The 23,821-nt window shown below is 74.7% G+C and carries 15 protein-coding genes; 7 read left to right on the plus strand and 8 right to left on the minus strand.

The annotated features are described in order from the left end of the window. The first annotated feature begins 3 nt into the window (after positions 1 to 3). The 7 genes from A8713_RS32560 (at position 4) to A8713_RS23350 (ending at position 11,016) form a co-directional block, all read left to right on the plus strand. A complete protein-coding gene (locus A8713_RS32560) occupies positions 4 to 300 on the plus strand; it encodes a YlxR family protein (protein ID WP_079159088.1) in 297 nt (98 codons plus the stop codon). Positions 301 to 450: 150 nt separating this feature from the next. Then, positions 451 to 3,540, plus strand: coding sequence for a translation initiation factor IF-2 (gene infB, locus A8713_RS32565; protein WP_079159089.1), 3,090 nt, complete (start codon positions 451 to 453; stop codon positions 3,538 to 3,540). Positions 3,541 to 3,787: 247 nt separating this feature from the next. After that, a complete protein-coding gene (locus tag A8713_RS23330; protein WP_064535545.1) occupies positions 3,788 to 4,084 on the plus strand; it encodes a DUF503 domain-containing protein in 297 nt (98 codons plus the stop codon). A 127-nt stretch (positions 4,085 to 4,211) separates the two neighbouring features. Beyond that, positions 4,212 to 4,673, plus strand: coding sequence for a 30S ribosome-binding factor RbfA (gene rbfA, locus A8713_RS23335; protein ID WP_064535546.1), 462 nt, complete (start codon positions 4,212 to 4,214; stop codon positions 4,671 to 4,673). Beyond that, positions 4,670 to 5,575, plus strand: a complete 906-nt coding sequence (gene truB / locus A8713_RS23340; RefSeq protein WP_064535547.1) for a tRNA pseudouridine(55) synthase TruB — start codon at positions 4,670 to 4,672, stop codon at positions 5,573 to 5,575. Before rbfA ends, truB begins: the two co-directional genes overlap by 4 nt. A 310-nt stretch (positions 5,576 to 5,885) precedes the next feature. Beyond that, the gene (locus A8713_RS23345; RefSeq protein WP_064535548.1) at positions 5,886 to 9,878 is read left to right on the plus strand and encodes a trypsin-like peptidase domain-containing protein; all 3,993 of its coding nucleotides are present in this window, start codon (positions 5,886 to 5,888) and stop codon (positions 9,876 to 9,878) included. 181 nt (positions 9,879 to 10,059) lie between these two features. Next, on the plus strand, positions 10,060 to 11,016 hold the full coding sequence (locus tag A8713_RS23350; protein WP_064535549.1) for a bifunctional riboflavin kinase/FAD synthetase: 957 nt from the start codon (positions 10,060 to 10,062) through the stop codon (positions 11,014 to 11,016). A gap of 43 nt (positions 11,017 to 11,059) precedes the next feature. Here the strand turns inward: A8713_RS23350 and A8713_RS23355 are convergent, their stop codons facing one another. The 8 genes from A8713_RS23355 to eccE form a co-directional block, all read right to left on the minus strand. Next, positions 11,060 to 12,097, minus strand: a complete 1,038-nt coding sequence (locus A8713_RS23355; protein ID WP_064535550.1) for an ABC transporter ATP-binding protein — start codon at positions 12,095 to 12,097, stop codon at positions 11,060 to 11,062. After that, on the minus strand, positions 12,094 to 13,113 hold the full coding sequence (locus tag A8713_RS23360) for an ABC transporter ATP-binding protein (protein WP_064535551.1): 1,020 nt from the start codon (positions 13,111 to 13,113) through the stop codon (positions 12,094 to 12,096). Before A8713_RS23360 ends, A8713_RS23355 begins: the two co-directional genes overlap by 4 nt. Continuing rightward, the gene (locus A8713_RS23365) at positions 13,110 to 14,096 is read right to left on the minus strand and encodes an ABC transporter permease (RefSeq protein WP_064535552.1); all 987 of its coding nucleotides are present in this window, start codon (positions 14,094 to 14,096) and stop codon (positions 13,110 to 13,112) included. Before A8713_RS23365 ends, A8713_RS23360 begins: the two co-directional genes overlap by 4 nt. Continuing rightward, entirely contained in the window at positions 14,093 to 15,181 is a 1,089-nt protein-coding gene (locus A8713_RS23370) for an ABC transporter permease (RefSeq protein WP_064537664.1), read from the minus strand. The genes A8713_RS23365 and A8713_RS23370 overlap by 4 nt, the downstream gene beginning before the upstream one ends. Before the next feature lie 221 nt (positions 15,182 to 15,402). Then, on the minus strand, positions 15,403 to 17,337 hold the full coding sequence (locus tag A8713_RS23375; protein ID WP_064535553.1) for an ABC transporter substrate-binding protein: 1,935 nt from the start codon (positions 17,335 to 17,337) through the stop codon (positions 15,403 to 15,405). A 388-nt stretch (positions 17,338 to 17,725) separates the two neighbouring features. Then, positions 17,726 to 21,118 carry an SCO5717 family growth-regulating ATPase gene (locus tag A8713_RS23380; RefSeq protein WP_079159090.1) on the minus strand — a complete coding sequence of 1,131 codons (3,393 nt, stop codon included), beginning with the start codon at positions 21,116 to 21,118 and terminating at the stop codon, positions 17,726 to 17,728. A gap of 300 nt (positions 21,119 to 21,418) precedes the next feature. Next, positions 21,419 to 22,150, minus strand: a complete 732-nt coding sequence (locus A8713_RS23385; RefSeq protein WP_237305445.1) for a hypothetical protein — start codon at positions 22,148 to 22,150, stop codon at positions 21,419 to 21,421. Between the two features lie 158 nt (positions 22,151 to 22,308). After that, a complete protein-coding gene (gene eccE / locus A8713_RS23390) occupies positions 22,309 to 23,646 on the minus strand; it encodes a type VII secretion protein EccE (protein WP_237305446.1) in 1,338 nt (445 codons plus the stop codon). Between the last annotated feature and the right edge of the window lie 175 nt (positions 23,647 to 23,821).

A 23,821-nucleotide genomic window follows, 5' to 3' on the forward strand; every position in this document is an offset into this window, starting at 1 on the left:
GCGGTGTCTGGCCGGACGCAGGCCCGAGTATGCCCTGAACGCACCTGTGTGGGGTGCCGGGAGCGAGCGGCCAAGACGGATCTGCTGCGCATCGTGGCGATCGAGGACGAGTGCGTCCCCGATCCTCGCGGTACGCTGCCCGGCCGGGGTGCGTACGTACACCCCGCCCCGGTCTGTCTCGACCAGGCGGTACGCCGCCGGGCGTTCACGCGGGCGTTGCGTGCCCCGGGAGCGCTCGACACAAAGGCGTTGCGCCACCACGTCGAGCGGACAACAGTTGCCGAGCAGGCAACACGGTAGGAAGACGAGTCGCACGGAACCCGCCGTGCGGCCTGGTACCTCGCGAGTCGAAAGCAGGTCGAGATTGCGATGAGCACTCGATGAGTACGCGATGAGTACGCCCATGAACTAGCGACGGTCCGGCCGCAACCCGGACCTCAAAGGAGCGAAGTGGCTAAGGTCCGGGTATACGAACTCGCCAAGGAGTTCGGTGTGGAGAGCAAGGTCGTCATGGCCAAGCTCCAGGAACTCGGTGAATTCGTCCGATCGGCATCCTCGACGATCGAGGCGCCCGTAGTACGCAAACTGACCGACGCCTTCCAGCAGGGCAGCGGCGGCGGCAGGTCCGCCAAGCCGGGTGCCCCGAAGAAGGCCGCCCCCAGGCCCGCGGCGCCCTCGCCGGCGCCGGCAGGGGGCACCTCCCAGGGCGCCAGGCCCGCGGGAGAGCGCCCGGCCGCCCCCAGGCCGCCGGCCGCGCCCAAGCCCGCCGCGGCGCAGACGCCCGCGGCCCCCTCGGCCCCCGCGCCGGCCCCCGGCCCGCGTCCGGTGCCGGGTCCCAAGCCCGCCCCGCGTCCGGCCCCGGCCGCGCCCGCCGCTCCGGAGTTCACCGCTCCGCCGTCGGCTCCGGCGCCGTCCCCGGCCGCCGCGCAGGGCCCGCGCCCCGGTGGCGCGCGTCCCGGTGCTCCCAAGCCCGGTGGCGGCCGTCCCGGCGGTGCCGGGCAGGGCCAGGCCCGTCCCGGCCAGGGCGCCCCGCGCCCCGGCGGCCAGGGCGCACGCCCCGGTGCCCGTCCGGCCGGTCCGCGTCCGGGCAACAACCCCTTCACCTCCGGTGGCTCCACCGGCATGGCGCGCCCGCAGGCGCCCCGGCCACAGGGCCAGCGTCCCGGCGGCCCCGGTGCTCCCGGCGGCGGCCCCCGTCCGCAGGCGCCCGGCGCCCAGGGCGGCGGTCCGCGTCCGCAGTCCCCGGGCGGTCCGCGTCCGACCCCGGGCGCGATGCCGCGTCCGCAGGGCGGTCCCGGCGGTCCCCGTCCCGGCGGCCCGCGTCCCAACCCCGGCATGATGCCGCAGCGTCCCGCTGCCGGCCCGCGTCCCGGCGGTGGCCCCGGCGGCCGCGGTCCGGGCGGTGCGGGTCGTCCCGGCGGCGCCGGCCGTCCCGGTGGCGGCGGCTTCGCCGGCCGTCCCGGCGGTGGCGGCGGCGGTCGTCCCGGTGGCGGCGGCGGCTTCGCCGGTCGTCCCGGTGGCGGTGGCCCCGGTGGTGGCGGCGGCTTCGGCGGCGGCGGCGGTGGCCGTCCCGGCTTCGGCGGCCGTCCCGGCGGTCCCGGTGGCCGCGGTGGCACACAGGGTGCCTTCGGCCGTCCCGGCGGTCCGGCGCGTCGTGGCCGCAAGTCGAAGCGGCAGCGGCGCCAGGAGTACGAGGCCATGCAGGCCCCGTCGGTCGGCGGCGTGATGCTGCCTCGCGGCAACGGCGAGTCCATTCGCCTGTCGCGCGGTGCGTCGCTCACCGACTTCGCCGAGAAGATCAACGCCAACCCGGCGTCGCTCGTCGCGGTCATGATGAACCTGGGCGAGATGGTCACGGCCACGCAGTCCGTCTCGGACGAGACGCTGCAGCTCCTCGCCGGCGAGATGAACTACACCGTTCAGATCGTCAGCCCCGAGGAGGAGGACCGCGAGCTGCTCGAGTCCTTCGACCTGGAGTTCGGCGAGGACGAGGGCACCGAGGAGGACCTGGTCGTCCGTCCGCCGGTCGTCACCGTCATGGGTCACGTCGACCACGGCAAGACCCGGCTGCTCGACGCCATCCGCAAGACGAACGTCATCGCGGGCGAGGCCGGCGGCATCACCCAGCACATCGGTGCCTACCAGGTCGCGACCGAGGTCAACGGCGAGGACCGCGCGATCACCTTCATCGACACCCCGGGTCACGAGGCGTTCACCGCCATGCGTGCCCGTGGTGCGAAGTCGACCGACATCGCGATCCTGGTCGTCGCGGCCAACGACGGCGTCATGCCGCAGACGGTCGAGGCGCTCAACCACGCCAAGGCGGCCGACGTCCCGATCGTCGTCGCGGTCAACAAGATCGACGTCGAGGGCGCGGACCCGACCAAGGTGCGCGGTCAGCTGACCGAGTACGGCCTGGTGGCCGAGGAGTACGGCGGCGACACCATGTTCGTCGACATCTCCGCCAAGCAGGGTCTGCACATCGACTCCCTGCTGGAAGCGGTCATCCTGACCGCCGACGCCTCGCTCGACCTGCGGGCCAACCCGGACCAGGACGCGCAGGGCATCTCGATCGAGTCCCGTCTCGACCGCGGCCGCGGTGCCGTGGCGACGGTCCTCGTCCAGCGAGGCACCCTGCGGGTCGGCGACACGATGGTGGTGGGCGACGCCTACGGCCGCGTGCGCGCCATGCTCGACGACAACGGCAACAACGTCGCCGAGGCCGGTCCCTCGACGCCGGTCCAGGTCCTCGGCCTGACCAACGTCCCGGGTGCGGGCGACAACTTCATCGTGGTCGAGGAGGACCGTACGGCCCGCCAGATCGCGGAGAAGCGCGCCGCCCGCGAGCGCAACGCCGCGTTCGCCAAGCGCACGCGCCGCGTGTCCCTGGAGGACCTGGACAAGGTGCTCAAGGCCGGCGAGGTCCAGCAGCTGAACCTGATCATCAAGGGCGACGCGTCCGGATCGGTCGAGGCCCTGGAGTCCTCCCTGCTCCAGCTGGACGTCGGCGAAGAGGTCGACATCCGCGTCCTGCACCGCGGCGTCGGTGCGGTCACGGAGTCCGACATCGACCTGGCGATGGGCTCCGACGCCATCGTGATCGGCTTCAACGTGCGCGCGGTCGGCCGTGCGCAGCAGATGGCCGAGCGCGAAGGCGTGGACGTCCGGTACTACTCGGTCATCTACCAGGCGATCGAGGAGATCGAGGCGGCCCTCAAGGGCATGCTCAAGCCGGAGTACGAAGAGGTCCAGCTGGGCACGGCGGAGATCCGCGAGGTCTTCCGCTCCTCCAAGCTGGGCAACATCGCGGGTGTCCTCATCCGCTCCGGCGAGGTCAAGCGCAACACCAAGGCCCGGCTCCTGCGCGACGGCAAGGTCATCGCGGAGAACCTCAACATCGAGGGCCTGCGCCGCTTCAAGGACGACGTCACCGAGATCCGCGAAGGCTTCGAGGGCGGTATCAACCTCGGAAACTTCAACGACATCAAGATCGACGACGTCATCGCGACGTACGAGATGCGCGAGAAGCCGCGGGTGTAACACCCCACGGCATCACCGCACCGGCCGACGGGACCTGGTTCCCGTCGGCCGGTGCGGCGCGCCAGGGGCGCACCGCCGTCATGGGGGTGCGCCCCTGCTCCGTGCGGCCCCGGGCCGCGGCCCCGGCGCGGGGGCGGACGGGAAACCCCGTCGAGCCACCGGCCGGATCGCGGTACCGTTCTTGATGTCCCTGCCCGTATCGAAGGCAGGACCATCGATCCCGTACCGGCGGGCAACCCGGACACACATGTACGTGGGGACTCTGTCCTTCGACCTCCTCCTCGGCGACGTCCACTCGCTGAAGGAGAAGCGCTCCGTCGTCCGCCCGATCGTCGCCGAGCTCCAGCGGAAGTTCGCGGTGAGCGCGGCCGAGGTGGACCACCTGAACCTCCACCGGCGGGCCGTCATCGGCCTCGCCGTGGTCTCGGGGGACGCGGCGCACCTGACCGACGTACTCGACCGGTGCGAGCGGCTGGTCGCCGGGCACCCCGAAGTGGAGCTGCTGTCCGCCAGACGGCGCTACCACGGCGAGGACGACGACTAGAAGATCGGTCCGGTCCGGTCCGGTCCGGACCGGCGGGCGGCGGTCTCGACCGCCCCCACCGCACCACACCGCAGAACGCAGCAGCAAGAAGCACCAAGAAGCACCAAGAGGAACGGGAGACGGACCAGTGGCCGACAACGCGCGGGCGAAAAGGCTGGCGGACCTCATCCGAGAGGTGGTGGCCCAGAAGCTCCAGCGCGGGATCAAGGACCCGCGGCTCGGCTCGCACGTCACCATCACGGACACCAGGGTCACGGGCGACCTGCGGGAGGCGACGGTCTTCTACACGGTCTACGGGGACGACGAGGAGCGCAAGGCCGCAGCGGCCGGACTGGAGAGCGCCAAGGGCATCCTGCGCTCCGAGGTCGGCCGCGCCGCCGGGGTGAAGTTCACCCCGACCCTGGCCTTCGTCGCCGACGCCCTCCCGGACAACGCCCGGACCATCGAGAGCCTCCTCGACCGGGCCCGCCAGTCCGACGAGAAGGTGCGCGAGGCCTCCGCGGGCGCCGCCTACGCCGGTGAGGCGGACCCGTACCGCAAGCCCGGGTCCGAGGACGCGACCGACGAGACGGACGACAGCACCGAATGACCAGCAAGCCCACCCCGCCCGACGGCCTTGTCATCGTCGACAAGCCGTCGGGCTTCACGTCGCACGACGTCGTGGCCAAGATGCGCGGCATCGCCAGGACCCGCCGCGTCGGCCACGCCGGCACCCTCGACCCCATGGCGACCGGGGTCCTCGTCCTCGGGGTGGAGCGGGCCACCAAGCTCCTCGGCCACCTCGCGCTGACCGAGAAGGAGTACCTGGGTACGGTCCGGCTCGGCCAGAACACGGTCACCGACGACGCCGAGGGGGAGATCACCTCCTGCGCGGACGCCTCCCACGTCACCCGGGAGGCCGTCGACACCGCCGTCGCCAAGCTGACCGGCGACATCATGCAGGTGCCGTCGAAGGTCAGCGCCATCAAGATCAACGGCGTGCGGTCCTACAAGCGGGCCCGCGACGGCGAGGAGTTCGAGATCCCCGCCCGGCCGGTGACCGTCTCCTCCTTCACGGTGTACGACGTCCGGGAGGCCGTCGCCGAGGACGGCACCCCGGTGCTCGACCTGGTGGTCTCGGTGGTCTGCTCCTCGGGCACCTACATCCGCGCCCTCGCCCGCGACCTGGGCGCCGACCTCGGGGTCGGCGGCCACCTCACCGCGCTGCGGCGCACCCGCGTCGGGCCGTACAAGCTGGACGGCGCCCGGACGCTCGACCAGCTCCAGCAGGAGCTGACCGTGATGCCGGTCGCCGAAGCGGCCACCGCCGCCTTCCGGCGCTGGGACATCGACGCCCGGCGCGCCCGGCTGCTCGGCAACGGCGTGCGCCTGGAGATGCCCGAGGAGTACGCCGGCGGCGGACCCGTCGCCGTCTTCGACCCCGAGGGGCGCTTCCTCGCGCTCGTCGAGGAGGAACGCGGCAAGGCCAAGAGCCTGGCCGTCTTCGTCTGACCGGCCGCCCGCCTCCGCCCCCGTGGAGCGGCGGACACGGGGTGCCCCCCGGCCGCCGCTCCACGGGGGCGCTCGCTTCCCCCGCTCCCGGCCGGTATCCGGCGACCTCCGGAGATTCACCCGACCGTGCAGGCGCTCGGAGTGAACCGCGGGGGCGCAGGGGGGCGCGTTCGCCTCACGATCTTTCCCGCTGATCGTTTCGCGCCTACCGTCGGGGACAGGGCGGAACCGGGACGAGATCGACATGTCGACGGGGACGCGACAGGCACTGGGCGCGGCCGCACGGCGGCACGGGCGGGGAGGTCGGACCATGGCGGCAGCACGGGAGCCGCGGCCGGAGGCCGTGTCCGGCGGCGCGCCCGGCGGACACCGCGGCGGCAGGCACGCCCTGCGGCCCGCGCCGCGCCGCGGACCGGTGGCGGGGGCCGCTGCCGGGGCCGCTCCCGCCGTGACCGCCGCTCCGAAGCCCCCTCCCGGGCCCTCGGCCACCGCCGGGGCGCGCGACCGCGTCCTGGACGCCTCCCTGGTGTACGTCAGGGACCTGGCGGGACGCCCGCGCGGCACCGGCTTCGCCGCCGACCACCACGGCACCGTGATCACCAGCCACGAGACCGTGGCCGGCCTCAGCGCGCTCGTACTGCACCCGCACGGCACGGACGGCCGCTCCCACGTCGTGGGCGCCGACGCCGTGACCGAACTGCCCGGCCTGGACCTCGCGCTCGTCCGGACCGAGGGCCTGGACCTCGCGCCGCTGCCGGTGGCGGCACCCGGCCGGGTGCGGGCCGGCGGCTATGTGCGGATCGCGGCCGGCGGCTGGCGCGAGGCCCGCGTCCTGGACACGGCCACCGCCACCTACCCCGCCGACGGCCGCTCCCACCGCCTGGACGGCGTCCTGGAGCTCGCCATCGGCACCGCGGGCCGCGACGCCCTGCGGCCGGGCGGCGGAGCCGCCGGGGGACCGGTGCTGGACCCGGAGACCGGCGCCGTCGCCGCCGTGCTCGGCACGGCCCTCTGCTCCGGCCCCCGCGTCACCGGCCTCGCGGTACCGCTGTCGCCCGGCGACGGCCCGGACGGCCCCCTGTCCGGACTGCTCGCCCGCAACGCGGCCACTGTCCCCGCCTACGGCCCTGATCTGAACCTGGCGGGCGTGCTGGAACTGACGGCCACCTCCGTCGCCCAGGAGGCCCCGCGAGGCGCCCTCCCGGACCATCCGTCCGCCCCGGCGCCCGCCCCGTACGGGCCGCCGGTCGAGCGGCCCGCGGTGGCCCGGGAGCTGGACGCGTTCGGGCGCGGCCCGGCGACCGGACCGGCGGTGCTCGGCCTGGTGGGGCCGCCCGGCAGCGGCCGTACGACCGAACTCGCGGCGCTGGCCGGGCGCCGCGCCCGCGGGGACGCCCCCGCGCCCACCCTGTGGCTGCGCGGCGCCGACCTGCACGGCGCCGACACCTCGGTGGCGGACGCGGCCGGCCGGGCGCTGGAGCGGGCGGCCCGCATCGTCTCGGCCGCGCGGGCACCGCTGCCGACCGGTCTCGCCGGTCTCACCCCGGAGCGGCTCGCCCAGCTCGCCCGCGCCCACGGGCGGCCGCTGCTGCTCCTCCTGGACGGCCCCGAGGAGATGCCGTCCGCCCTGGCGGACCGGCTCGCCGAGTGGACCGAGAGCACCGCCCGCTGGCTGCACGGCACGGGGGCGCGGCTGGTGGTCGCCTGCCGGGACGAGTACTGGGAGGCGGCGGCCGTCACGGCGGCGGACGGCCCCGCGGTTCCCTCCGCGGCCTGCCTGCGGCTCGGGGACCTGCGCCCCGAGGAGGCGCGTACGGCCCGCGCCCGGCACCGGATCCCGGACGGCGCCCTGGCCGACGCCGACGCCCGCCACCCCCTCACGCTCCGGCTGCTGGCCGAGGTACGGGCGGCGCTGCCCGGCACCGGCGGCCACCCCCGCCTCGACCGTGCCGACGTGCTCGCGGCCCACCTGGACCTGATGTGCCTGCGCGTCGCCGTCCGGCTGGCCGCCGAGAACGACCTGCGCGGCACCGCCGTCCGCCGCCTCGCGGCCCGGGTCTCCGGCCAGGTGCACGAGGCCGCCCGGCGCAGCCTCGGCCCCGGCCGGGGGGAGCTGGACCGGGCCACGTTCGAGGAGGTGTTCCCCTGGGGGCCCGCCCCCGCGCGCCTCGGCGGCGGTACCGGCTGGGCGTCGGCCGTCCTCACCGAGGGCCTGATCGTTCCGGCCGGTGACGGCTACCGGTTCGCCCACGAGGAGCTGGCCGACTGGATCCAGGGCGGCCACCTCGACCTGGACGAGGCTCTGCGGGTCCTGGTGCACCGGCGGCACATCCCCGGCGAGCCGCGCCGCCCGCTGCCCGTGCCGCACCACCGCATCGGCCCGGTCGTCCAGGCCCTGCTCCTGCTCGCCCGCCAGCACGGCCCGCGCCGCCTCGCCGTCCGGCTGGAGGAGCTGCTGTGCGCCCTGGACGGCGACCCGCACTCGTGGTGGGCGTCCCGGCTGCTCGCCGGCGTCCTCCGGCGCGTCACGGACGCCACGCCGTACGCCGGTGTGCTGCGGCTGCTCGCCGACCGGATCGGCGTCTGGCGGCAATGCGGCCTCCCGGTGCCGAGCGGTTTCGGACCCGGCTTCTGGGCGGCGCTGCATCTGCCGGCCACCGACCGCTGCGACCTGCTCCGCCGCCTCCTCCTGAGCGACAGCCCGGCGCGGGAGCCCGGCTCCGGCTCCGGCCCCGCCGACGGTCCCGCGCGGGAGACCGTCCCGACCGGCAGCGGTCCCGCGTGGGAAGCGGCCACAGACCCCGCGCGGCGGCCCGGCGAAGATCCCGCACGGCGGGAGGGCACCGGCGGCCGACCGGCGGAAGCCGCCACCGGCCCGGCGCGGACGCCCGCCACCGCCCACCCCGCGCAGGCGCCCGCCGCCGACCCGGCGGCTCAGATGTCCGCACCCGGCCCCGGGCCGGTGGCCGGTTCCCCGCAGGCGTCCGGTACCCCGCAGGGCGCCGGTACCGCTGCCGCCCCGGGCGGCCCTCGTCCGCTCCGCTATCTGGACGCCGTCGCCCGGCTCCTCGTCGCCGAACCGGCCACGGTGCGACCGCATCTGACCCGCTGGTTCGACGACGAGCGGCCCCTGCCCGCCGCGCCGCACGCCACCGTGGCCACGGCCGCACAAGCGCTGCTCTACGCCCACCGCGACCCGGACCCGGACGACCTCACCGAGACACTCGCCGACTGCCCGCACCCGCGCGCCGCCGAACTGCTGACCGCGCTCGCCGAGGAGGAACCGGCCCTCCTGTGCCGGGCCGTCGCCCGATGGGCGCACGACGAACAGCCGGACCGCCGCGCCACGGCGGTGGCACAGGCACTGCGCAGCGCGCCCCACGTCCGCGCCGACTCGGACCGCGCGCTGCTGAGCGGCGCCGCCCGCGCCGTGCTCGCCCGTCCCGCCGACACCGCCCTGCACGGCGGCGCCCTGGCCCTGCTCGTGGCCGACCCGGCGACCCGTGCCCGGCACCTCCCGCAGGCGTTGCGGCACTTCGCCGCCGGTGACGCCCACCTGCCGCCCGACGCGCTCACCCCCGCGCTGGCCACCCACCCCGAGGCGGTCCTCGCCGCCTTCGGCGAACGGCTGCGGCACGGCCCCGGCGCGGCGCAGGCGCTGCGCACCCTCGCCGACGCCACCACACCCGTGCTCGCCCGGCGCGTCGCCGCCGTCGTCCGGGACGCGGTGACGCGGGCGCCGGACACCGCCGCCGTCGTAGCGGAGTACGTCGACCGGCGCCTCGACCAGGGGCCGGGCGCCCGCGCGATGCTGTTCCCGCTGCTCACCGCCCTCCTGGAGAACAGCGGCCCCGACTGCCCGGACAGCCCCGCGGGCGGCTCGGCCGCGCTGCGCTCGGCCCTGGGCGCGGTCCTCGCCACGCCCGGCTCCCCGGCGTCCCGGGTACCGCGCCGGGAACTGCTCGATCTGCTGTTGACCCGCGAGACGGACCCGGCCGTGCTGGACACGGTGCTGCGCGCCGCCGCGCCCGGCGCCGAGGAGGATCTGCGGCTCCTCGTCCACCGGGTCGGGCTGCTGCTCGTCCGCACCCCTCAGGGCGCGGCCGTCTTCGACCGCGCCCTCGCGGAGCTTGGCCGCCAGCTCCCCGGCTTCGCCGCGCGGCTGGCCGGCTGGCTCACCGGCGCGCCGTACGACTGGGCCGCCCTGGTGGGTCCCGGCGCCCGCAGGACCCCCGAGCAGCGGCCGCCCGGGGCAGCGGCCCCCGCCCCGCCGCCGACGGCCGTCCCGCCGGTCCCCGTCTGACGCCCGCCGCGCACGCCCGCCGCTCACGTGCACCCGGTCACAGGGCCCATGCCGATGCGGGCGGCGCGGGCCGGGCATGGCACCCTTAGACCTGCGGACAAGGCGGCAGGGCGACCCGGATGACGGCAATCCGGGCGGCATCCGGCCAACAAGGACACGGGTTCGACGAGGAGCGGTCACAGTGCAGCGCTGGCGTGGCTTGGAGGACATCCCCCAGGACTGGGGGCGCAGCGTCGTCACCATCGGGTCCTACGACGGGGTCCACCGCGGCCATCAGCTCATCATCGAGCACGCCGTGAACCGCGCCCGCGAGCTGGGCGTGCCCTCCGTCGTCGTCACCTTCGACCCGCACCCCAGCGAGGTGGTGCGCCCCGGCAGCCACCCGCCGCTGCTCGCCCCCCACCACCGCCGCGCCGAGCTGATGGCGGAGCTGGGCGTGGACGCGGTGCTCGTCCTGCCGTTCACCACGGCGTTCTCGCAGCTGTCCGCGGCCGACTTCGTCGTCAGGGTGCTGGTCGACAAGCTGCACGCCAAGGCGGTCGTCGAGGGCCCCAACTTCCGCTTCGGCCACCGTGCCGCGGGCACCGTGGACTTCCTCGCCGAGCAGGGCAAGCTCCACGACTTCGAGGTCGAGGTCGTCGACCTGTACGTCACCGGGGCTGCGGGCGGCGGCGAGCCGTTCTCCTCCACCCTGACCCGGCGCCTGGTCGCCGAGGGGGACGTGGGCGGCGCCCGCGAGATCCTCGGCCGCCCGCACCGCGTGGAGGGCGTGGTCGTACGCGGCGCCCAGCGCGGCCGAGAGCTGGGCTTCCCCACGGCCAACGTGGAGACGCTCCCGCACACCGCGATCCCCGCCGACGGCGTCTACGCCGGTTATCTGCACGCCCAGGGCGAGGTGATGCCGGCCGCCGTCTCCGTCGGCACCAACCCGCAGTTCGACGGCACCGAGCGCACCGTCGAGGCGTACGCGATCGACCGCGTCGGCCTCGACCTGTACGGCCTGCACGTCGCCGTGGACTTCCTCGCCTTCGTGCGCGGCCAGGCCAAGTTCGACTCCCTGGACGCCCTCCTGGAGACGATGGCCGAGGACGTCAAGAAGTGCCGCGAGATCATCGCGGCGGACGACCAGCAGGTCTGAGCCGTTCCGCACCCGGGCGGCAGGCGCTCGCGCGCCGGAGCCCTCACCCGGGAGGCACGGCCGTCCCGGTCCCGGCTTCCGCCGCCGTCTGCTGCTGCGGCCGGGTCCGGGCCCAGTGGCAGGCGACCTGGTTCGTGCCGCCGCCGTGCAGGATCTCCAGGTCCTGGCCGCGGCAGGCGTCGGCGACCCCCGCGCGTTCGGCCTCGCCGCCGGCCAGGATCTGGCAGCGCGCGTGGAACCGGCAGCCCGCGGGGATCCGCGAGGGGTCGGGCGGCTCGCCGGTGAGGACGACCGGGGCGCCCGGCGCCTCCGGCAGGACGGACAGCAGCGCCTGGGTGTACGGATGCCGGGGCGCCGTCAGCACCTGCTCCACCGCGCCCGTCTCCACGATCCGGCCGAGGTACATCACCGCGACCCGGTCGGCGATGTTCCAGGCCAGCCCCAGATCGTGCGTCACCACCAGCGCGGAGAGCCCGAGTTCGGTGCGCAGCCGCAGCAGCAGCGCGAGGATCTCGCCGCGCACGGACGCGTCGAGGGAGGCCACCGGTTCGTCGGCGACGAGCAGTTCCGGCTCCAGGACCAGCGCGCCCGCGATGACGACCCGCTGGCGCTGTCCGCCGGACAGCTCGTGCGGATAGCGCAGGAAGAAGCGCTCGGGAGGCCGCAGCCCGGCGCGGGCCAGGGCCCCGGCGACCGCGGCCCGCTCGTCACCCGCGTGTCCGTGGATGCGCAGGCCCTCGGCGACGGCGTCGTACACCGTGTGCCGCGGGTTGAGCGAGCCGCTCGGGTCCTGGAGGACCAGCTGCGCCCGCTTGCGGTACGCCTTCAGGGCGCGCGAGGAGTACGCCAGCGGGGCCCCGTCGAAGGTGACCCGGCCCGCGGTCGGCTGGACCAGCCCGAGCAGGGAGCGGGCCAGCGTCGTCTTGCCGCAGCCGGACTCGCCGACCAGCGCCACGATCTCGCCCCGCCGGATGTCGAGGTCCACCCCGTCCACGGCCCGCGCGGTCGGCGCGCCGTGCCGTCCGGGGAAGGCGACACGCAACCCCTCGACGCTCAGCAGCGGGGATGTGGTGGTCGTCATGCGGTGCCGCTCCTCAGTCCCTCGTCCTGCGCGGACGCCCCGCTCCCGGCCGTCCCGGTGTCCTCCCCGGATCCCACGTGCACACACGCCGCCCGCCGGCCCGCGCCCGCCTCCCGCAGCGCCTGGTCCTCGGCCGCGCAGCGGTCCAGGGCGACCGTGCAGCGCGGGCGGAACGCGCACCCGGGCGGCACGGCCGCCGGGTCGGGCGGATCGCCGGGCAGCCCGCGCGGCGCGAACCGCGAGGCCGGGTCGCCGATCCTCGGGAACGCCCCCGACAGCGCCTTGCCGTAGGGGTGCCGGGCGTCCTCGTAGACCTGGCGGGCCGGGCCCTCCTCGACGACCCGGCCCGCGTACATCACGGCGAGCCGGTCGCAGGTGTCGGCGAGCACGGCGAGATCGTGACTGATCATGATCAGGCCCACGTCCTGCTCGCTGACCAGCTCCTCGATCAGGCGCAGGATCTGGGCCTGGATCATCACGTCCAGCGCGGTGGTGGGCTCGTCGGCGATGATCAGCCGCGGGTCGCAGGCGAGCGCCATCGCGATCATGACGCGCTGGCGCTGCCCGCCGGACAGCTCGTGCGGATAGGCGGACGCCCGCGCCGCCGGAAGCCCCACCTGTTCCAGCAGCTCACCGGCCCGCTTGCGGGCACCGGCCGCGGTCGCCCCGCGGTGCAGCAGGATCGGTTCGGCGATCTGGTCGCCGACGCGGTGCACCGCGTTCAGGGAGTGCATCGCGCCCTGGAAGACGATCGACGCCCCCGCCCAGCGCACCGCCCGCACCCGGCCCCACTTCATGGCGAGGACGTCCTCGCCGTCCAGCAGGATCCGCCCGCCGGTGCGGGCCCCGGCCGGCAGCAGCCGCAGCAGGGCCAGCGCCAGCGTGGACTTGCCGCAGCCCGACTCGCCCGCGATGCCGAGCTTCTCGCCCGCGCCCAGGGTCAGGTCGACCCCGCGCACGGCGGCGGCTCCGCCCGGGTACGTCACTTCCAGGTCCTGTACGTCGAGCAGGGTCAACGGGACACCCCCAGCCTGGGGTTGAGTACGGCCTCCACCGCGCGCCCGCACAGCGTGAACGCCAGCGCCACGACCGCGATCGCGATGCCCGGCGGCACCAGGTACCACCAGTCGCCGGAGCTGACGGCCCCCGCCTCCCGGGCGTCCTGGAGCAGCCCGCCCCAGGAGACGACCGTGGGGTCCCCGAGGCCGAGGAAGGCCAGGGTCGCCTCGGCGAGGATCGCGGAGGAGATGATCAGGGTGGTCTGCGCGAGCACCAGCGGCATGACGTTCGGCAGCACGTGCCGGGACATGACGTGCCAGTGGCCGCCACCGAGCGCCTTCGCGCGTTCGATGTACGGCCGCGACTCCACCGCCAGTGTCTGCGCCCGCACCAGGCGGGCGGTGGTCGGCCACGTGGTCACGCCGATCGCGAGCACGATCGTGCCGAGCGAGCGGGACAGCACCGTGGCGAGCGCGATGGCGAGGACCAGCGTCGGCACCACCAGGAACCAGTCGGTGACCCGCATCGCCACCGTGGCGTACCAGCCGCGGAAGTGCCCGGCGGTGACCCCGATGAGCGCCCCGATCGCCACGGAGAGCACGGCGGCCAGCAGTCCGACGAGCAGCGAGATCCGCGAACCCCAGATCACCAGGCCCAGCAGGTTCCGTCCGAACTGGTCGGTGCCCAGCGGGAAGTGGCCGCTGGGGCTCTCCAGCGGCCGGCCCGGCGCGTCGGTCACGCTCTCCACGTCCGAGCCGACGGTCAGCGGCGCGGTCAGCGCCACCAGCGCGAACAGCACCAGCGCGGCGAGCCCGGCCACGCCCGCGCGATGCCCGCGGTACTCCTTCCAGAAGCGCGCGGCGGAGGCCCGGCGGCGCCGCCACGCCAACGCGCGCGGCCCCGGCGCGGCGGGCTTCCCGCCGGTCGCGGCGCCCGGGGGAGTGCGGTCGTCCCCGGATGCCTCCGGGGAGCCGGCGGCTTCGGTGGTCTCGGAGGTCATCGGCCCACCCTCGGATCGAGCAGCGGATACAGCAGGTCGGCGAGGGTGTTCATGACGATCACCGCCGCGGCGAAGACGAAGAACAGCCCCTGCACCAGCGGCAGGTCGGGCACGCTCAGCGCCTGGTAGAACAGCCCGCCGAGCCCCGGCCAGGAGAAGACCGTCTCGACCAGGATGACACCGGCCACGGTCCGCCCCAGATTGACGAAGATCAGCGTCACGGTCGGCAGCAGCGCGTTCGGCACGGCGTGCCGGCGCCGTACGAGGTCGTCCCGCAGGCCCTTGGCCCGCGCCGTCGTCAGATAGTCGCCGCCCATCTCGTCCAGCAGCGCCGACCGGGTGACCAGCAGCGTCTGCCCGTACTCGACGGCGACCAGCGTCACCACCGGCAGGACGAGGTGGTGGGCGACGTCGACGGCGTAGGCGAAGCCCTCCTTGCCGCCCGACTCCATGCCGCCGGTCGGGAACAGGCCCGGGACCGGGCCCACACCGACCGACAGGACGATGATGAGCAGCAGGCCCAGCCAGAAGGACGGGATGGAGTAGAGGGTCAGCGCGAGGCCGGTGTTGAGCCGGTCGCCCAGCTTGCCGTGCCGCCATGCCGAGCGGGTGCCGAGGAAGACGCCCAGCGCGGTGTACAGCACGAACGCCGTGCCGGTGAGCAGCAGGGTGTTCGGCAGCGCCTCGGTGATCTTGTCGACGACGGGCGCCCGGAACTGGTACGACGTCCCCAGGTCCCCGGTCAGCGCCTTGCCGCAGTAGTGCGTGAACTGCTGCCACAGCGGCAGGTCGAGTCCGAACTCGCGCCGGTAGACGGCGATCTGCTCGGCCGAGACCGGGCGTCCCCCGGTCATGAACTTCACCGGGTCGCCCGGGATCAGCCGGAAGAGGAAGAAACTGGTGACGAGGACGGCGAGCAGGGACACGGCGGCCCCGGCCAGCTTGCCCGCCACGTACCGCGGATAGCCGCCGCCGGTGAGCCTCCGCCCCGGCCCGGACGTCCGCCCCCCGTCCTCCGGCGCGGGCCCCGCCGGGCCGGGGACGGCGGCGCCCCCGGCCGGTGAGGATGTCGCTTCAGTGGTCATGAGCACCTGCACCTGTACACGTGGTCGCGGTCGTCGTCCTGTTCACGGCTGCACTGCCTGTTCCCCGGCCGCTCGCGCTGTTCCCGGTCCGCTCGCCCTGTGCCGGTCGGCACAACGGTCTGTTCACGGTCGGTTCGTGGTCGGCGCAACGGTCTGTTCGCGGTCGGCACAACGGTCTGTTCGCGGTCGGTTCGCGGTCGGCACAACGGTCGGTTCCCGGTCTATTCGCGGTCCTCCGCCGTCGCCCGGCGGCGCACCGCGAAGAGCACCGCCAGTCCGGCGATGACGACGACGCCCACGACGATGCCGATCACGACCCCGGTCGACGACGAGCCGTCCGAGGAGCCGTCGGAGTCCGCCGGGACGGCCGACCACCAGCTCCAGTAGCCGTCCTGCCCGTAGATGTTGCCCGCCGCCGACGGCATGGTGGTGATCGACTTGATCTGGTCCGTGCGGTAGGCCTCGACCGCGTTGGGATAGGCCATGACGTTCATGTATCCCAGGTCGTACAGCCGCGACTCCATCTGCCGGACCAGGTCCGCCCGTTTGGCGGGGTCGTACTCGGCGAGCTGGCGCGCGTACAGCTCGTCGTAGGTCTTGTCGCAGATGAAGTCGTCGGTGGCGCCGGTGTCCTTCGGGGTCTGCGGGCGGGCGGCGCAGGTGTGGATGGACATCACGAAGTCCGGGTCGGGGTTGACGGACCAGCCGTCGAAGGCGAGGTCGAACTTCCCGGCCAGCCACGGGTCGGTCACGTTGTCCAGGCAGTTCAGGGTGACCCCGATGCCGAGCTTGCCCCACCACTCCTGGAGGTACTTGCCGACCGCCTTGTCGTTGGGGTCGGTGGCGTGGCACAGCACGCGGTAGTTCAGCGGCCTGCCGTCCTTGCCGACGCGCTTGCCGTCCGCGTTCTTCTTGTAGCCCGCCTGGTCGAGGAGCTGCCCGGCCTTCGCCGGGTCGTACGCCAGTTCCTGTGCGGCGGTCGGCTTGTAGAAGTACTGCGAGAAGCGCGGCGGGATGTACCCCTGGCCCTCGACCGCGTGGCCCTGGAAGACCTTGTCGACGATGGCCTTGCGGTCCACCGCCATGAACAGCGCGTGCCGCACCCGCTCGTCCAGCAGGGACGGATCGCCGTCGCCGATCTTCGTGCCGTCCTTCGCCCGCGCGCCCGGATTGGTGGCGAGGGCGTAGAAGCGGCGGCCCGGTGCGTCGTTGACGTGAATGTCCTTGTCGCCCTTGAGCGAGGCGGCCTGAGCGGGCGTCAGCGAGGGCGAACCGGCGACGAACGACACCTCGCCCTTGCGCAGCGCGGCGACGGCGGCGTCCTGGTCCTTGTAGTACCGGAACACCAGCTCGTCGAACTTGGGTGCGCCCCGCCAGAAGTCCTTGTTGGCCTTCAGCCGCACATAGCTGTCCGGCTTGTAGTCCGTGAGCACGAACGGCCCGTTGCCGACGATCGGGAAGGTCTTGTCGTTGTTGAACTTCGAGAGGTCGCCGACCTTCTCCCAGACGTGCTGGGGCACGATCGGCACATCGAGCGCGGTCATCGTGGCCTGCGGCTTCTTCAGCCGGATCACCAGCTGGGTGGGGCTGGGTGCGGTGACCTCCGCGAAGTTGGTGACGAAGCTGCCGTTGGCGGTGGCGGCGCCGTCGTCGGTCATCATCTTGTTGAACGTCCACGCCGCGTCCTCGGCGGTGGCCTGCTGGCCGTCCGACCACTTGGAGTCGGTACGGATCGTGTACGTCCAGGTCAGCTTGTCCGGCGACGACTGCCACTTGGTGGCGAGGCCCGGGATGACGTGGTTGTCCTTCGGGTCGTAGCTCGTCAGGTACTCGTACATCAGCCGGTGGATGCTCGTACTGACCAGCCGGACCGCGAGGAACGGGCTGAGCGAGTCGACGCTCTGCGCCACGGCGACGGTGAGGACCTTCTTGCCGGCCTGCTTGTCGTCCGCGCCGCCCGCGGCCCGCGCCGCTCGCCCCGCGTCCCCGGCCCGCGCGGACGCCGCGGCACCGGCCTGCTGAGCGGCCGAGGCGGTGGCGGGCGCGGCGAGCCCGGACGCGAGGAGGAGCGCGGCGGCGCCCGCGGTGGCCAGCAGCCGTGTTCTCGTCGGGCGGGCGCCGTGGCGTCCACTGCCGTGCTGATCTTGTGTGCTCATGGCTCGGTGACCTCGCGTCGTCGCACGCGCGGGACGCGGCGCGCCCCGCGCGAGGCGGGCTTGAACAGATGTGAACAGGCTGGAACGAGCTGTGCGGGCGCTGGAGCGCGCTTGATCGGGCTTGATCGGGTGACGCCGACGGAATGAAAAGTGTGTCTATCAGCGGCAGTCTGCGCGCGTCAACGGTATGTCAAACCCCATGTGGCCTGCGGAAACAACAAGTCGACCGCAGGTTCACCCACATTGGTGGAGACCATTGAAGCCTTGCTGGTGACAGAGTGGCGGCCGATTCCCGCCGGTTCTGCCTGCGAACGTGCGAAGACCCGCTCCGCCGGTGGGCGGAGCGGGTCTTCAGGAGGTTCGGGCGGTCACACCGGTATGGGTCCGCCTACTGCTGCGGCGCGGGAGGCGGCGGATTCTGGCCACCCTGGGGGTGCCCCGGCAGGGGGTCTCCGGGCTGGGGGTGGGGGGAGGGCTGCCCCGGCGGGGAGGCGGGCTGCTGCTGGGGCTGCGCCTGCGGCGGGTAGGGGTGCCCGGGGTGGTGGGGCGGCTGGGGCTGCGCCTGCGGGTGGGGCTGGTGGTGCTGGTGCTGCGGTGGGGCGAAGGGGCCGGGCTGGCCCGGCTGCCCCGGCTGCCCCGGCTGGCCGTACGGCTGTCCGGGGTGCTGGGGCGGCTGCGGGGGGAACTGGGCCGGGTGGCCCGGGTGTCCGGGCTGGCCGGGATACGGCCGGCCCTGCTGGTCCGCGTACGGTTGCCCCGGCTGGCCGGGGTAGGGCTGGCCCGGGAAGGGCTGGCCGGGCGCGGGCTGACCAGGTACCTGCTGTCCCGGCATGGGCTGTCCCGGCATGGGCTGTCCGGGGTACGGCTGGTTCGGCATGGGCTGGCCCGGCATCGGCGGGGCCGCCACGGGGGGCGGGTTGCCGTCCGAGGTCCAGAGCCCGTGCGCCTGCTGGTGCCGGACGAAGTCCTCGGCGACCATGGCCGCGAGGTTGAAGTACGCCTCCCGCACCTTCGGCCGCATCATGTCGAGGTCGACCTCGGCACCGGCCGCCAGATGCTCGTCGAACGGCACCACGACCACACCGCGGCAGCGCGTCTCGAAGTGGGAGACGATGTCTTCGACCTTGATCATCTTCCCGGTCTCGCGGACACCCGAGATCACGGTGAGCGAGCGCGCCACCAGATCCGCGTACCCGTGCGCCGACAGCCAGTCCAGCGTCGTACTGGCGCTGCTGGCACCGTCGACGGACGGTGTGGAGATGATGATGAGCTGGTCGGCGAGGTCCAGCACACCGCGCATGGCGCTGTAGAGCAGGCCCGTGCCGGAGTCCGTCAGGATCACCGGGTACTGGTTGCCCAGCACGTCGATCGCGCGCCGGTAGTCCTCGTCGTTGAACGTCGTGGACACCGCCGGGTCGACGTCGTTGGCGATGATCTCCAGACCGGAGGGCGCCTGCGAGGTGAACCGCCGGATGTCCATGTACGAGTTGAGGTACGGGATCGCCTGGACCAGGTCGCGGATGGTGGCCCCGGTCTCCCGCCGCACCCGGCGGCCGAGCGTGCCCGCGTCCGGGTTGGCGTCGATGGCGAGGATCTTGTCCTGGCGTTCCGTCGCGAGCGTGGAGCCCAGCGCGGTGGTCGTCGTCGTCTTGCCGACGCCGCCCTTGAGGCTGATGACCGCGATCCGGTAGCAGGAGAGCACCGGCGTGCGGATCAGCTCCAGCTTCCGCTGCCGCTCGGCCTCCTCCTTCTTCGCGCCGAGCCGGAACCTGCCGCCGGCCGCCGTCGGCCGCCCGCTGCGCGCCTTCTGCCGCTTGTTGTTGAGCAGCCGGTCGGACGACAGCTCCACGGCCGCCGTGTAACCGAGCGGCGCGACACCGGGGTTGGTGGGCTGCCGCTGGTCGTGCTGTATGGGCTGCGGCCAGGCGGCACCGGTGCGCGGGTCGACCGGGGGCTGCGGCTGCTGGAGCGCGAACCCGTCCGGCTGCGCACCACCCGGCTGCTGCGCACTGTCGGGTTGGGGCCGCGCCTGGGCCGGTGCCTGAGGCTGGGACGGCTGGGGCTGGGGCTGGAGTTGGGGCTGCGCGGGCTGCTGGGGGAAGCCGTAGCCGCCGGGCTGGGCCGGTGCGGCGGGCGGCAGGGGTGCGCCCGGCTGCGCGGGCGGGAAGCCGTAGCCGGTCGGCTGGGGATGGGGCTGGGGTTGGGACGGCGGTACGGGGCTGCCGGGAACGCCCGTGGCCTCGGCGGCGGGGGAGTGCGGGAAGCCGTAGCCGGCCGGGGCGGGGGGCGCGGGCGGCGGCGGAGCCTGGCCGGGAACCTGCGGCTGAGGGACGTTCGGCGGGAAGCCGTATCCCTGCTGCTGCGGCGCGGCGGCCGGCGCCGGCTGTCCGGGCTGCGGCTGCGCCTGGAACGGCGGCTGGGGCTGGGGCTGCGGCTGCGGCTGCGCGGGCCACTGGGCCGCCGGTGCGGGCGCGGCCGGCTGGTACGACGGCGGCAGCGGCGGTACGGGACCCTGTGGCACCGGCGGAGGCGGCCAGGCCCCCGGCGCACCCGGCGCACCCGGAGCGGTGGGCCCGGCGGGCTGCACCGCGGGCGGCACCGCGTCCTGGGGCGCCGGGGCGGGCGCGGCAGCGGGCGCAGCAACGGCGTCGGGCCGGTCGTCGGGCGCGGGCAAGGCGGAGTCCTCCGGGGCGCCCGGCGTTTCCGGTGCTTCCAGCGCTTCCGGTGCGTCCGACGCGTCGGCGCGCGGGTCGCTCGCTTCGCTGTCCTCCGCCTGGTCGGTGCCGTCGGCGTCATCGGCGCCATTCACGTCGTCGGTGCCGACGTTTTCGGACGCGCCCGTCTCGTCGACGGCATCGGGTTCCGCCGACGCGGCGTCATCCGGGTCCGCCGTCCCGGAGGCCCCGCCAGGGACGTCCTCCGGGGTCCCGGGGGAGGCGTCCGCGGAGATGTGCGCGGACTCGCTTTCGGGAGCGTCCCCGACCTCGGTCGAACCGTCGTCCGACGAGGCGTCCTGCTCCTCGATGTCCCGCTTCACGGAGATGGCGGAGAACCGCATGGTGGCACCGCTTTCGAGGTCACCACCGCCGGAACCCGCACCCTGTTGCCGCGGATCCTGCTCCGCGGGCTCATGGCGCGGCGCGAACCCGCCGTCCGTCGGCAGCCCGGGTACGACCACCGGCTCGCCCACCGGCGGTGGAGCCGTGAACGGAGCCGGGAAAGGCGTCTCGGCCGCGGTCGGAGACGGCGACGGCGACGGAGAAGCGGACGGAGACGGAGGCGGGGGCGGCGGAGGAGGAGCGAACGGCGCACCGGGCTGCGGCCCGGCCGGAGCGAAGGGCGCACCGGACGCGGCAGGAGCGCCGGGCGTACCGGGAGCACCGAACGCGGCAGGCGCACCGGGCGCTCCCGGCGTACCCGCGCCGGGCGAGGGTGGCGGCGGCGGGAACGACGGACCCCCGGGAGCCCCGGCAATCCCGGCGGCCCCACCGGTCTCGCGAGGATCACCGGCCGCCCCGCCGAAGGCCCCGGCCCCGGGGCCCGCGGAGCCGCCCGCGCCGCCACCGGCGCCTCCCTCGGAGGTGCCCTGCGGCTGCTGCGCCTCCGGCGGCGATGGGGCCTGCTGTTCCCCCGAGGTCCCGTACGCGTTCTGCGTGTACCAGGCGGGCGGCGCGTAGTCGATGGTGAACTCGCCGGTCGTCTCGATGGCCGAGTCCGCGTCGGGCTGGTCATCGCCGGGTGTGGCCCAGCCCCCGCGGATCCCGTCCCGATCGCTGCTCACAGTTCCTCCTGGTGTGGTCGGGCACGCTCATGCTGCCGGGGCGACCATGTCGTGTGGTTCCGAGTCGTCCGTAGTGGTTCGAGGCAGTCCGATCGCGCCGGCTCCCCCTGGGCCGTCGACGCCTGCTCCACGGGTTGTGGCATCGCGTCCGGTACCAGCCTAATCACCGTGAGCCGGGTCCCGTCAGGCCCGGCCGCCCCCGGGCACGCGCGCACCAGGTCACACCACGCTTGCGGGAGACCGGAGTCGGTCCCGCCCGCCCGGCGCACCCGCTGAACAAAACGGTCACGCAGGGATAGTTCAGTCCATTCTGCGAGGCGTGCCCAACAATCCGGTCTCGGCGTCGGTGGGCTGGGTCATCACGTACTGCCGGTCGCGGTCGCCGCACCAGAGGGTGACACCGTCGGGCAGGGCGGGCAGGGACTCCCGCTCCGCCCGGGACAGCCCCATGACGCGCCCCAGCTCCGCCGCCTCGTCCGGTGAGACCCGCTGGACGCCCGCGAGCCGCGCCTGCCGCAGCAGGCGCGGGGCCACCGGACTGAGATACGGCAGCAGCGTCAGCACCGACTGCCACGGGCCCGAGCCCACCCGCCCGCGCGGCGGCCGCATCCCGCAGTCCCGCACCACGAGCACCGGAGTGCCCGCCGACGCGCCCTGCGGCGGGACCCGCCCGACCTCGTACACGGACAGCCCGTTCTGCCCGCCGCCCATGGCGTGCACCATCTGCATCCAGGACTGTGGCCGGCCGGTCTCCACGGCGACCCGCGCCCCGGTGGCGGCGGTGCGCAGCGCGAGCACCTGCGCCGTCCACAGTCCGCCGATGAGCACGACGTCGTAGGGCGTGGGCCGGTTGATGCCGAGCACGGCCGGCTGTCCCTCGGTGTCGACACCCGCGACCACGCCGTCGTCCCCGATGGGCAGCGCGAGCGCGTCGAGCTGCAGGGCGGACAGGACATGCCGCCCGTGGCGGGGCCCGATCAGGCCGAGGCCGTACCGCAGCCGCTCACCGGCCCGGCGGACGACGGACGGCACGGCGCCGCCCGCGACCACCCCACCGTCAGGACCCGGCAGAGCCGTCACGCCGTACGGAGCTGCCGTGCCTGACAGAGCCGTCACGCCGTACGGAGCTGCCGTGCCGGGCGGAACCGCCGCGCCCGGCGGAACAGCCGCGGGCGCCGAAGCGGGAAACGTCACCGCACACCTCCCAGCGGCAGCGTGGCCAGCATGCCCGGCAACTGCTCCCGGTCCAGCCTGCTCAGACCCGCGCCCGCCTGCCGGGCGGCGCTCTCCAACGCCTGCCGGGCCGCCACCAGTTCGTCGTCGCTGCGGCCGGTCACCCGCAGATGCCCGCACAGCGCCACATCGCCTCGCTCGCCGGGCGAGAGGGTGAGGCTGAAGGTGGTGGCGAGGGCGGGTATCGCCGTGATCCCGGCGAGCAGCTGCGGCAGCGACGCGCCGCCGTCACCGCCCAGCGGGGGCCAGCGCCGGATCCAGTACGTCGTATGTCTGCGGTTGTCGCACCGCCAGTCGCGGGCGGACTCCTGCGTCCGCCGCTCAAGCGCCCCGGTCCGGCCAGCCTCGGCCGTCACCAGCGGATTGGCGCAGGCCGAGGTGGCGAGCGCGGCGATCAGCTCCTCCTCGTCGAGGACGGTCGCCCGGAAGCCCGCCCCGGTCAGCCGGCTCGCCAGATGGTCCGCCGCGCGCACGACGCACTTCCGCGCTCCGGCCAGACCTCCGCCGCGCGCGGTGACGGCCTCGGGGCACAGCTCCGGGTCCAGCTTCAGCGCGATCCAGGTGATGCGCACCGCGGGGGCTCCCGTCAGTGCCTGGAGCGGCTGGTAGTTGGCCACCGCCACGGACTGCTGCGGCAGATGGAGCGCGGGCGCGGGCTGGGTGTGCTGCACGATCTGCGCCGACTCCAGCCGGATACCGTCCACTTCGAGGGCGTCGCGCACCAGCGCCAGCGGCAGCGGCCGCCGGGTCCGCTCGGCGCGCAGCGCCGTCGCGTCGGCCTCCACCTGGAGCAGCGCCGTCACGAACGTACCGTCCCCGACGATGCCGACCAGGCGCCGGTCCCGCGCCCCGTGCGCGTACGTCCGCAGATTCGGCTCGCACTCCACGGCCGGGACCAGCGCCGGTTCCGTGCCCGCGGGGACCGGTGTGCCCGCGGCGCGCCGCTGCCGTACCTTCAACGCGCGTGCGGTGGCGGCCCATTCGGGCAGCGAGCGGCCTCTTCGGCGCGCCACGGCCGACACCACCAGCAGCGCCGCGACCACCACGGCGGCGGCCAGCGCCATCGGTCCGACCGCCCAGCCGACCACCAGAACCGCCGCGGCCAGCTCCAGCAGCACCAGCCGTCGCAGCCGGAACGCGCCGCCCGGCCCCTGCCGGACACGCGGCTGCGCCGCGTCCGCTTCCCGCGCCGCGGGAGGCGCCCCGGGCCCGGCACCGGCGGGCCCGGAACCGGACGTCCCGGCGCCGTCGGCCCCTGCTCGGCCCCGCGGTCGCGACCGCGTACCGGATGCCATCACCGCTTCTCCCCGTTGTGCTCACAACTCGCCGCTCGCGACGGCGCACTTGGGCCGCCGCGAGGCCCCGGTACCCTACCCGCTCCTCCAGTTCGTCCAGACACCATGCATAGTAGGGGGCCGGTCTGACATCGCCGGGCGGGACGGGTGCCCGCGGGTGGGGACAACGGGGAGA

This window comes from Streptomyces sp. SAT1, assembly GCF_001654495.1.
Taxonomy (GTDB): Bacteria; Actinomycetota; Actinomycetes; order Streptomycetales; family Streptomycetaceae; genus Streptomyces; species Streptomyces andamanensis.